8 protein-coding genes are annotated in these 12,436 nt (G+C 44.0%); all 8 read right to left on the bottom strand.

Translation table 11 applies throughout. The annotated features are described in order from the left end of the window. Window positions 1–701: serine/threonine protein kinase (locus H5T41_09915; GenBank protein ID MBC7109078.1), on the bottom strand; the 701-nt coding region annotated here is incomplete at its 3' end. 531 nt (window positions 702–1,232) lie between these two features. Beyond that, complete coding sequence (locus tag H5T41_09920; protein ID MBC7109079.1) at window positions 1,233–1,970, bottom strand: serine/threonine-protein phosphatase; 738 nt, start codon at window positions 1,968–1,970, stop codon at window positions 1,233–1,235. A gap of 83 nt (window positions 1,971–2,053) precedes the next feature. Then, complete coding sequence (locus H5T41_09925) at window positions 2,054–5,638, bottom strand: PEGA domain-containing protein (GenBank protein ID MBC7109080.1); 3,585 nt, start codon at window positions 5,636–5,638, stop codon at window positions 2,054–2,056. Next, a complete protein-coding gene (locus tag H5T41_09930) occupies window positions 5,614–6,795 on the bottom strand; it encodes an ATP-binding protein (protein MBC7109081.1) in 1,182 nt (393 codons plus the stop codon). The genes H5T41_09925 and H5T41_09930 overlap by 25 nt, the downstream gene beginning before the upstream one ends. A gap of 2 nt (window positions 6,796–6,797) precedes the next feature. Further along, window positions 6,798–9,059, bottom strand: coding sequence for a protein kinase (locus tag H5T41_09935; GenBank protein ID MBC7109082.1), 2,262 nt, complete (start codon window positions 9,057–9,059; stop codon window positions 6,798–6,800). Window positions 9,060–9,169: 110 nt separating this feature from the next. Further along, window positions 9,170–9,880 carry a toll/interleukin-1 receptor domain-containing protein gene (locus H5T41_09940; GenBank protein MBC7109083.1) on the bottom strand — a complete coding sequence of 237 codons (711 nt, stop codon included), beginning with the start codon at window positions 9,878–9,880 and terminating at the stop codon, window positions 9,170–9,172. 15 nt (window positions 9,881–9,895) lie between these two features. Then, window positions 9,896–12,013, bottom strand: coding sequence for a serine/threonine protein kinase (locus H5T41_09945; GenBank protein ID MBC7109084.1), 2,118 nt, complete (start codon window positions 12,011–12,013; stop codon window positions 9,896–9,898). 45 nt (window positions 12,014–12,058) lie between these two features. Continuing rightward, window positions 12,059–12,436 (bottom strand): hypothetical protein (locus H5T41_09950; protein ID MBC7109085.1); only part of this gene is annotated, 378 nt, incomplete at its 5' end.

The raw sequence follows: 12,436 nt of genomic DNA on the forward strand, positions 1-12,436 counted from the left end.
GCAAGCTCAGGGTTGATTTCTGAGGGTGGAGTGAATTTGTAGCTTTCATCCACGATTTTTCCAAAGATTTCCTCGTAAGTATATCCCTCAAACGGGAGTTTTCCAGTTAACAACTCATAGAAAATGACTCCCAACTGCCAGATGTCTGTTCTCGCATCAGTATGTCCATACTTACCGGGCAATAGATGCTCTGGGGCTGCATAGAGTGGGGTATATCCCATCACACTCCTGTTCGAGCTCATGGTTCCTATTTTTGCCAGTCCCCAATCCGTGATTTTGGGAGTTAAATCGCTCTTTAGGAGGACGTTGAGGGGCTTTAGATCGCGGTGGTAGATACCCTTAAAGTGTGCGTAAGCCAATCCTTCAGCAATGCCCTTGATGAGTTTTAAGGCAGTGTTTTCTTCAACAGGTTTTGGATATTTATCCAAATCCCTAATTATCTTGTCCCCAAGTTTTACGCCCTCAACATACTCCATTTCCAAATGTGGAACTGGCAGAATGTCTACGTCATAGAGTTTGACAATATTCGGGTGATCTAAGTGAAGCCAAGTAGAAACTTCTCGTATAAACGTTCTGCTCGTCTTCTCATCGATCCTTGGGATTTTTACGGCCACTATCTTACCATCGCTTTTTCTTTTGGCTTTGAACACTTTAGCAAAGCCACCTTCTCCGAGGAAGTCTAAAGATTCATACTTGTTCAAGAGCTCTTGTGGGAAACTAGAAATGAAATTTGAATGTGTCCCTCTTTTTGATCCCTGATCACCCTTTAATATACCCAATGAAGGGTTTTCTCTTATTTCTGCCCTTTTTTCGGCTTCAATTTTGGATAATTCCACAGTAGTCATCCGAGTATTAAAGTTTTGCCTTTTTTCCGCCCAATAGTACACTATAACTGATGAAAAAGTTGAAAAAATCCAAAACCAAGGTAGTGAATACCCAGAAAGAAGCCAAGAAATGAACAACCAAAGAATCACTAGCGTTGAAGTCGTCAGCGCTACTTGGATATTACGTTTATTCTTACTTAATACAATTGCAACTGGTATTCCCCATAAAAACATTGTTACAATTCCCATTGGAAATCCAAACCAAACCGCCACCCAATACATAAAGAGTATATGAACTGGCACTGAAATAACTATAACCAAGATTGATGTCCAATTACTACCTGAGTTCGAGGACTTTGAGTATTGATTCATCGTTTTTCACCCCCAAAGATTTCGATACCTACTTATTTATGTTTCCAAACAAACCACCGTCACGTTATCCTTCGTAACGGGCAAGACCTCATTGATAAGCTCCCTTACAATATCTTCAGCACTTTTTCCTTTTGAAGCTATCTCCACAATCCTGCCCTCATCAACGTAGTCGTGAAGCCCATCTGAGCTTAGGAGCAGAACGTCGCCCTTCTGGAGGTTCCACTCGTAGAGGTCAACGCCGAAGTCTATACCGAGGGCCTTTGTGATGACGTTCCTCATCGGGTGCCTTTTGGCTTCTTCCTCGGTTATCTCGCCCTTGTCCAAAAGCTCCTGCACGAGGGAGTGGTCTTTGGTTCTCTCGAGGATTTTCCCATCCCGTATCAGATAAGCCCTGCTGTCGCCGGTGTTCGCTATTATAGCCTTCCCGTCTCTAACAAAGGCGCTTACGAGGGTCGTACCCATCCCTTCTCTTTCTCCAACGGCGCTCTCTTTTATCCTCCTATGGGCTTCCTCATAGGCCTTCATGAGAAGTTCTTTGACCTCTTTATCACTCATTCCTGGGGAATACTCTTTTTCGAAGACCTCCCTTAGGGTGTCCACTGCTATCTTCGACGCTACTTCCCCCGCGTTGTGCCCACCGAGGCCATCAGCAACGGCCAAGAGGTATGCATCGGGGAGATTGAGGACGAGGAGGTTATCTTCGTCATTCTCTCTTGCCCCAACGTGGCTCATACCAAAGGCTTTTTCCGCCTTAACTTTGATGGGGTTTTTCATCAATTGTTCGTTGGGGGAGTTCCTTGTACCAGATTCATCCCGGAGTTCCTTGAACTTGTCCGAAATAATCCTAAGAGGTGGGATCATTCCTCTACCTCCTTCTCGACCTTGTGAAGAAGGACTCTTAGCTCGTCGAGAGTTGACTTGCTTATTGGCACGCTTTCTCTCATCATTATCTCGAGCTGGCTTATGGCGTTCTCAATCTCATTTCTGTGCTCCTTTGAAAGAGCCTTTAATTCCTCTAAGGCATTTATTAGCCCCGCCTTGTCGTTCAGGTGGGCGTGGAGAATAGCATTCCTGTTCAACTGTTTGATGAGCTGCTTTTGGAGTTTCCTAAGTTCCTTGCTGTCTGTTGTCAAGCTCATCGTTGTCTTAGTCTTCGCTATCTCTGCCTCAAGTCTCTTTTTTTCCTCTTCAAGCCTCTCTAAAAGTTCAAGGTCATTTAGGAACTCTTCAACAGATTGGTAGCGATTTTCCTTTCTCTTTGCTAGAAGCTTTTCAAAGATGCCATCATATTTGGCTAACTCCTTTTTGTAGTGGCTTGGCGGTTTCGGCTTTACATCCGGGTTAATGACTTTCGCCATAACCATAGCAGGAGAAGTTCCCGTATAAGGAAGCTTCCCAGTTAAAAGCTCGTAGAAAATCAACCCAAGCTGATAAATATCTGTTCTCACATCTGTGTGTCCGTATTGTTCCTCATCTAACTGTTCTGGGGCAGCATAAAGCAGAGTTAGCCCCTTTGTAGTAGTTGCAGTAGTTGAAATTGCACCAACTTTCGCCAGTCCCCAATCTGTGATTTTTGGTGTTAAATCACTTTTTAGGAGGACATTTTGTGGCTTAAGATCTCTGTGGTAAACCTGCTTGGAGTGCGCATGCTTTAAACCTTCCGCAATACCTTTAATTAGTTTTAAGGCTGTGTTTTCATCAACGGGTTTTGGATAGTTGCCAAGATCTCTAATAACTTCCCCGTCGAGGTTCACTCCCTCAATGAATTCTATCTCTAGGTGAGGAACTGGTTCGTCGAAAGCGTTGTAAAGTTTGACAATGTTCGGGTGGTCGAGAAGGCGCCAAGCATTGACCTCCTTAAGGAAGAACTTTTTGGCCTTCTCATCGAGACGGGAAATCTTAAGGGCGATGATTTTTCCATCACTCTTCCTCTTAACCTTGTAAACTTTGGCAAAACCACCTTCACCGAGAAATTCCAAGGGTTCATACTTGTCGAGGAGTTCTGGCGGGAAGTCTTTTACTCTGTCTTGAGTTAGTTTTATATCCTCTCTGGGCTTTTTATTTCTTGATTTGGCCACTACTATACCTAAGATGAGTAAAACTGCTAGACCTCCGATGTAGAGGAGTTTTGATGTTTCTGCAGGGATAAGTGGAGTGGAAGAAGAGCTTGTTGGAGTTGTGATCGGGCTTGATGAGCTTGATGGGGTTGGGGCTGATGTTTGGATAGGTGAAGTGGTTGGAATCAGTTCTAGTCTTGCGTTTATCGTGTGAGTTTTTGTTGGTTCAATAGTTATTGTTTGCGTAAAAATTTGGTAACCCTCTTTTTTAACTTCGACCTTGTGCTCTCCCGTTGACAGTTTGTAACCTTTTAGCGGCGTCTCTCCAATCTTTTTACCATCAAGGAAAACCTCAGCACCCTGAACATTACAGTAAACATTTAAAAAGCCAAAGAGAGCCTCTAACTGCACATTAATTTGTCTTTCTTCTCCCGCTTGGAGAGTAATAGTTTCAGTATGGGGCTTATAATCCTCTTTTCTAATCTCTACAGTATAAGTTCCCGGAGGAAGTTGAACAGTAATAGGAGTTTGACCTTTGTATATTCCTCCGATATACACTTCAGCGTTTGAAGGAGTTGATGAAACTGACAAAGTTGCCGTTTTTAGTATAAGTTTTGCATTAACAATGGTTGTTTTCCCCTCTGATATTGTCACTGTTTGAGTATAATCAAAGTACCCTGGTTTTCGTATTAGTAATGTATAAGTGCCCACAGCGAGTTTGTAGCTCTCTACGGGTGTAACACCTATGTATGTGTTATCTACGTAAACCTCTGCTCCAGCAGGAGTAGAATCAACGGTAAGGTATCCTATAGGGACTAAAGAAGCGGAGATGCTCTTGGTTTCTCCTGCTTGAATAGTTAATGTTGTCTCATAATCCAAATAATTTTGTTTTGTGAGCTTTATTGTATAGGAGCCAGGAGGCAACTCTAACGACAAGGGAGTTCTACCTTTGTATTCACCATTAACGTAAACTAGGGCATCAGAGGGTGTAGATGTGACTGACAAAGTACCAGTTTTTAATTTTAAGTTGACATTAACTGAGGAAGTTTCTCCTGGTGTTATAAACACGCTTGTAGAGTAGTCTTCGTATCCTTCCGCTTGGATAATAAGAGAGTGTTCTCCCGAGGAAAGCTCATAGTTTTCTAAAGGGGTTTTTCCAATAAATTTGCCGTCTACATAAACTGAAGCACCTGATGGAGTAGAATAGATCGTAAGATAGCCTACATTTGGTTTAAAAACAAACAGTGTTGTTGCTCCCCCTGCCAATAAATACGAATCATCCTGAGTAATACTTATACTCCACCCTTCTTCTCCAGTGTAATAGCTCCATTTAAGATCTCCCGTTTTGATGTCAAATGCATACACATTTCCATCGTTGCTGTACAGGTAAACTATACTGCTATCCGATGATATTGCTATGTCATCTGCATTGCCACTGCTAGAATACGTCCATAAAAGTTCTCCAAAACGATTAAATGTCAATATCTCTCCGTTATACAGCCCAACAACAACATACCGGCCATCTGAAGATACCTCAATACTAGTTGGTTGGTCACTTACAGAATACGTCTTTAAGACTTTCCCGTCGTTTAGATTAAGGAAGTATACCGAAGATTTCGTACCAAGTATCACAAGGTTATACAATTCATTGATACCCACTTTGTAGACTGGATAAATCTCAACACTTGAGGAAGAAGTTGTGTCCCAAATCCTTTTTCCCTCGCTGTTTAATAAGTAAGCTCCACTTCTTGTTCCCACAATAATGTACACAAAGCCTGAAGTAGCTTTTATATCAGTGATATAATCCCCCACAGAGCGGTACCATATAACATCTCCAGAAATGTCAATCATGTACACTCTGTGGTTGTCAAAGCCTAAGGGTATCTCATTCCATATCCCAAAAAGTACATACTTGCTATCCTCACTTATAAGAACGTTGCCTGTAATTCTTTGTGTTTTATTGACTCCTTCAGGATCAAGAGACCATAACATCTTTCCATCCTTAGTGAACAAATACAACAAAGCATGGTCTTTTGGACTTTCGCTCCAATCTGCATTATAAAATTGGATAGCTCCTACTGCAATCAAGCTTCCAGTTGGATTGATTGCAATATAGTAAGGGACTCCATTAATGTTCTCATTTTTCCATAAAACCTTGCCAGAATAGGAAAATGCATAAATGGTGTTTCGCTGAGTCCCAACGACAAAATAATCATTTGAAGCTTGAATTGTCCATATTCCCCCTGGAATACTTTTATACCATGTTGGTTTTATGGTACTTTCCCCGGATGCTAATCCTGTGAAAAACAATACAAATAAAAATGTTAAAATGATTCTTTTATCAATAAATCTCATCTCCTCTACCCCCCGAACTCCTCCGCCCACTTCTCATAGCGCTCGATATCCTTCTTCGTCAGCGGGCTCTTGATCTTCTTAAACGCCTCCTCAAAGTCCCTCATCTCAAGCGGCCTCGTCCTCAAAGAGCGCTTCCTCAGCTCCTCGAAGGGCAGGGAAGCGAGCCTGTGCAAGTCCTTGTTCTCCTCCCTTATCATGTTCCATATGGCCTGCTGGCAGAGATTTCTTATGTCCCTTCCAGAATAAAACCTCCTCACGCTTTCCTCAGCTATGGCATCCAAGTCAAGCCTTGAAATGTCCAATCCACGGGTGTTAATCTTAATGATTTCCTTCGTGGCCTTCTCATCTGGCAAAGGTACGTAAATCCTGCGCGGGAAGCGCGAGAGAACTGCCTCATCAAGATCCCATGGAGTGTTTGTGGCAGCTAGCGTTAGAACTAGCAAATCACCTCCCTTGTCTTGGAACCCATCAAGCTCTGTAAGCAGTGTAGAGAGCATCCTCCTAGAGGCCTCGCTGGTATCGTTTGAACGTTTGGTAGTTAAAGCATCAATCTCGTCGAGAAACACTATGCTCGGAGCTTTCTCGCGGGCAACCTCGTAGAGGGCGGAAATTATCTTGCTCGACTCGCCGAAGTACTTGCTCAGGACGTTTGAAGCCTTAACGTTGAAGAATGTGGCGTTTAAACTTCCTGCTGCTGCTGAAGCGAGGAGGGTCTTACCCGTCCCTGGCGGCCCAAAGAGGAGTATCCCCTTCCACGGTTGAATAGCTTGGGGTCTCTGCAAAGCTGAAATAACCACAGTCTCCATCATCAAGACCTTTACCTCTTCTAGCCCTCCTATGTCTCCCCAAGTGACGTTTGATCTAGCTATCAGCCCTTTAACGTATTCTTTAAACTCGTCCTCCTCGGAACCTTCTTCCTTAGTCCTCTTACCTTCGGCACTGATAACGGCTTTCTTGCCGAAGTTTCCACTCTCAATATCTTTGGCAACTTTCTCCCACTTTTTTGCCTTTTTCAAGTAAAATTCGGCATTATATGGGACTTGTTTTGCAAGCTGTCTTAATAAGCTGGCACATTTCAAGGCCTTTTTCTTTGCGGTCTCCATATCCCCCTTGGAAACGGCATTGTCGAATTCTTTCTTTGTTTTTTCAAATTCACTCAACAGCGGACCGGACAAATCTACGGGCATTTTTAAACCTCCTTCTCAATTCTGGGGAGCAAAACTCTAAGCCCTTCAACAAATTCATCGCTAAGGGGAATAGCTTCCTTAATCATAACCTCAACTTGAGAGATAGCATTCAACAGCTCGTCGAGGTTCTCCTTTGTGTAAACTTTTAAATCCTCGAGAGCATTTAAGAGCTCGGCCTTATCATTGAGCCTAGCACTCAAAAGCGCAATTTTTGCAGTTTTTTCAACTGCCTCTCTTGTGAGCTTCTGGATCTCCTCCTTTGAGCGACTCTTTTTTAGCGTCTGCTTGGTCTCTTTGAGGCTTTTCTTTAATTCTTCACGCTCCTTGTGGAGGGCTTCCAGAGCGTTTAAAGCTTGTAGGAATTCCTCAATGGACTGGTAGCGATCCTCCTTTCTTTTTGCCAAAAGCTTCTCAAAGATTCCATCGTACTTGGCTAAAGCAGGGTTAATCTTCGATGGGGGTGTGGGCTTGATGTCCTTTGCTAGAATCTTACCAACGACTGCTCCTAGTGAATACCCCTCGTAAGGAAGCTTGCCAGTTAACAGTTCGTAGAAGATAATACCAAGGCCATAAATGTCGGTTCTATGATCTGGAACCCCATAAGTCTCCTCGTCAAGCTGTTCTGGAGCTGCGTAAAGGGGTGAGTAGCCACTGTTGGTTGAAAGAGAGCTCCTTGTACTTATTTTCGCTAAGCCCCAATCGGTTATCTTGGGAGTCAAGTCACGTTTGAGAAGTACATTAAGGGGTTTTAAATCGAGATGCCAGATTCCTTTCGAGTGAGCATGTTTCAAACCCTCAGCAATGCCTACGATGAGTTTTAAAGCGGTATTTTCGTCAACTGGTTTGGGGTATTTGTCCAAGTCCCGAACAATTTTGTCGTCAATCTTAGCTCCTTCAACGTATTCCATCTCGAGGTATGGAATTGGGAATATATCCGCTTTGTAGAGCTTTACAATGTTGGGATGGTTTAGGTAATACCAAGCGGCTATTTCTTTTAGAAAGAGCGAGCTCGTTCTCTCATCAATTCTTGGGATTTTTAGGGCGACAGTTTGGCCGTCAGACTTTCTCCTTGCTTTGAAGACTTTGGCGAAGCCGCCCTCACCCAAGAATTCGAGGGGCTCGTAGCGGGAGAGGAGAGCTGAAGGGAAGCCTTCACCGAGTGGGGCTATTGGAACTCTTGGTGGGATTTTAATTTTGGCTACTAGTTTGTTAGGTTCAGTTTTTTGGTGTGTTTCAGAAGTGGGTATTTTCATTATAGTTTCATGAGTAGAGCGGTAGTACTGAGTTTCTGGCTCCATGTAGATGGTTTCAACTTGAGCACTCGAATTTTTGACAGCGAGGGGAGCTTGTTCAGTACGCCACTCCTGTCTTTTTCTGATTAGTCCGATCTCAAACTGATACTTTCTAACACCGCTAAGGACTTCGCAGTTCGTATTGCTTACCTCCACGTTTGTGTTGGTTATCTGGGCACTCGAGTCTCTGCAGAAGTCGCAATCCGGAAGGTTTCCATCCGAAGGAAGGCGGAGAACCCAAACATTGCCCCCAGAACCATCAAGAGTAGTTGCTCCATAGTATCCAGCTACAATAATGTCCCCGTTGTCAGCTAAGGCAACCGACCAAGCCCGATCCCAGTCTCTTCCTCCGTAAGTCTTCTGCCACTTAACATTACCATTCTCGTCAAGCCTGAGAACCCAAACATCAGCTAAACCAGCGCCAAAGCTGGAAGTATATCCTGCAACAATAATGTCCCCGTTGTCAGCGATGGCAATTGCGTGAGCCCCCTCCCCATCTCTTCCCCCGTAGGTCTTCTGCCACTTAACGTTACCATCAGCATCGAGCCTGAGAACCCAAACATCCCAATCACCAGCCCCAAAACTTTCAGTGTAGCCTGCCACGATAATATCCTCGTTTGGAGCGATAGCAACTGCATTAGCCACATCAGCATTGCTTCCTCCATAAGTCTTCTGCCATTTAATGTTACCCTCGCTATCTAGTCTCAAAATCCAAACATCCTTATCACTAGCGCTAAAACTCCAACTGGAGCCAGCAACAATAATGTCCCCATTGGGAGCTATCTTCACATCGTTGAAGATGTCCCACTTATCTCCTCCATATGTCCTGAACCACTTCACGTTCCCGTCTTTATCAAGTCGAGCAACGAACGCGTCCTTTTCTTTCTGCCCGACAACGATAATGTCCCCGTTCTCATCAACGGCTACTCCCTTAGCCTTTCCCTTACCATACGTCTTAGCCCAGTAGGACATCACAACACCCCCAGTTCACCCCCCATCAACCAGATGGACTCCCAACCTCTCCGCTACTTCCTTGGCCTTCTCCGTGAAGCCAGACTTTGAGAACATCGCCACCACCTGCATTATGCTTTTATGCACTCACCGTCGAGTTCTATCTCGTTAATCAGAATTTCAATTTCGGCAATAGAGTCCTCTCTCAACTTAGCTCCATCTCTAATTGCGAACTTTACCTGATCTATGACGCTCTCCAGTTCCCTTTCATGTCTGCCAGCACAGCCCTTCAGTTTGAGAAGATGAACATCGCCCTGAGAAAGAGGCGTTCCAACGGTTCTAGCTCTCTGCAGGACAGGCGTACTCTCCCGTGGATATGGATCGATGCTCAACCGATATTCAAGCTGTTCTTTTTCTTCCCGGAGCCTTTTCAACTCCCAGATGACCTTTGATGTTAGATCACTGGGAAATTTCCATGTTATGGCCTGTATCTTGGATATTCCCGGAAATGCAGTCTCGATATCTCTGTATATCTTCCCAAGAGTGTCATCCCCTAAGATCTGAATACATGGGATTATTGTCTTTCCAAGGCTTAGGGCCTGTCGGTACTCCCCCCTTACCCATTCTCTCATTTCTGTTCCAGTGGTATGCAGCAAAATGAAATAATCGGCATCGGAGATGGCCCTCCTTATTCTGTCTTCCCACACCTGTCCCGTTAGTATGTCGCTTTCTGCAAAGAATGCTCTCCAGCCATTTTCCTGTAAGGCCTTCTTCAGGGCTTTTGCGAAATCCCTCCCGGTTTTTGAGTAATAGCTTATGAAAACGTCAAATTTTTCTCCCAAGATTTCGCCCCCAGTTCACCGCCCCATCTTTATCTCGTGGATCAGGACTTCGGCGTGGGCAAGGAAGTCCTCGCCGAGCTTGACACCTTCCTCCATCGCCAGCTCGACCTGTTTTATCAGGCCGTCAAGCTCCCTGCTCTTGGAATAGACCTTCAGGTCGTTGAGGTACTTGAGGGCATCTTTATAGTTGCCGAGCTTGAGGTGCATCAGCGCGAGCTCGCCGGCGTAGAAGGCCGAACGGGAGAAGTCCTTTGAGGATACGCTCCTCTCAAGCTTCCTCTGGTAGCTAATGCCGAGGATCTTTGCCAGGTCTCTCTGGAGCTCCTCGACGCTCCCATAGCGCTCCTCTTTCCTCTTGGCGAGCATCTTGAGGACGATGTTGTCGAAGGGCCTAGCGTCGGGGTTCAGCTCGCTCGGCCTCGGCGGCTCCTTCGTGGTTATCGCCTGGGCTAAGCTCGAAAGGGAGCCGCCGTCGAAGGGGCGCTTGCCCGTTAGGAGTTCGTAGAAGACGACGCCTAACTGCCAGATGTCGCTCCTCTCGTCAACCTCGCCGAAGGTCTCCGGAGCTATCTGCTCGGGAGAGGCATAATATGGTGTAAAAGCCATTGTAGTGGTACTTTCCTCTCCAATAAACTTGCTCAGCCCCCAGTCGGAAATCTTGGGAATTCCGTTCTTCAGGAGGATGTTGCTTGGCTTCAAATCCCTGTGGAGTATCCTCTTGGAGTGTGCGTACTTCAGACCTTCGGCCGCGTTGAAGACCAGCCAGGCCGCCTTCTCTGCCTCCATCGGCTTCTTCTCCCTTTCGAGGGAGTCCTCACAGTACTCCATCTCGATGTACGGAACCGGAATAATGTTTACCTCGTATAAACGGACTATGTTAGGATGTATAAGGTGAAGCCAGTTGCCAACTTCTTTAATGAACATTCTTCCCATAGCTGGATTTAGTGTTTTTGGAATTTTTACAGCAACTGTCTTACCATCTCTCTTTCGGATAGCCTTGAAAACATATGCGAATCCTCCTTCTCCAATGTATTCTACCCTTTCATATAATTCACGGAGAGCATCAATTGATGGACCGTAAATCAGTTTTGGTTTTTCTACTTCAAATTCAAAAATTGTACGAAGTTCCTCAGAGAGGAAAGGAAATGCAATTGGGATGAGATATGGCGAAAGCAACATCTCATACCAAAATGGGATATCAACTTCTACTCCATCATAAATAGCTATAATAGCTATTAAAAAAATCTGTATAAGAGCAGGAAGGGATAATAAAACCGCAAGTTTATTAGTGGGTACTTTTTTCTGGATATAATTAGAAAGTAAAAAAGCCTGATATGGTAGGAACAAGCCCGTTATGTATCCTGAGAAGCTTATAGGAATGTACTCGTTAGGAGCCCAACCGATATCGCCTGTTAAAGCGCTGTAATATAGATAATAAAGTCCAAAAACCCCAAGGTATAATAAAGTGATTCCGGCAAGAATTTCTGGTTTATTCAGCCTTTTAACTTTTTCAAATATTAGAGGAACTTCCCATGATGTAATTAATATCAAAGAAAGATAAAAAGGTAACATGTCTGCTGTTTCTGCAATCTTAGAAACAAAGATTAAGTATCCTTGAAGTATTAGACCAAAGGTAAAGGCAAATAACAACGATATCTTCCTTAATATGGAATTTTTAGGTAATAAAAGAATCGGGAAGAATAGAAACACTCCGTAAACAAGGGGAAGCCCTAAGAACATTGCTGCAAATTTTAGTATTATCCATTCAGTTCCCCAATATACTTCGTCCATCTTTGGGTAATTACCAGTAACAGCTGCTATTGTTCCTTTTACCGCATTTTCAATGTTAAGATAGACAGCTCCTAGTTCTCTGTAAATTGAAATCGCTCTCCATAACTGGACTAATCCAACCGTCATGGCTATTAAAGACATTAGAAGTAATGCTTTTGATGCTCTCTCAAGCTTTTTAGAATAGATATACATTATTGCAAGGACTCCCGAACTGAGGAGTCCAATAGCATACAATGCACCTACTATGTCTAACTCATCACCTGAAAAGAGAAACCCATAAGTCCAGCTTGTAACAATAAAAAATATTAATATCAAGTAAAGGATATCTCTCTTTGTTACCATAGACACTATATCACCTCCCACCATAGTTATGAAAATAAGCTAAAATCAAAGTTCCTCAAGCTCCAGATGCTTCTTTTTTCTCTCCTCTCCAGTTACCTTCTCTGCGGCCACGTCAGGCTCAAGTTCGCCCTCCTTAACAGCCTTAATCGTGTCTAAAATCTCCGCAAGCTCTTCATCGGTCTCGAATTCAACTCCAGTAGAGAGAGCCTGATCGGTGTAGCCGAGCATCTGGTTTAAATTCTCATTCAAATTTTGAGTGTCCAGTTGCATTTCGGTCAAACGTTGCTCCAGCTCTTCGGGAGACATTTCATGCAGAATCTTCCACGTAGGGGTGTTCTTCAAGATAGCCTCATTCTCCTTGATTATCATAAGGTTGCTCACGAGCATCATCTGCTTGTTCAATTGAAAATGAGTGTTCTGCAG

The sequence above is a fragment of the Methanomassiliicoccales archaeon genome (assembly GCA_014361295.1).
Lineage (GTDB): Archaea > Thermoplasmatota > Thermoplasmata > Methanomassiliicoccales > JACIVX01 > JACIVX01.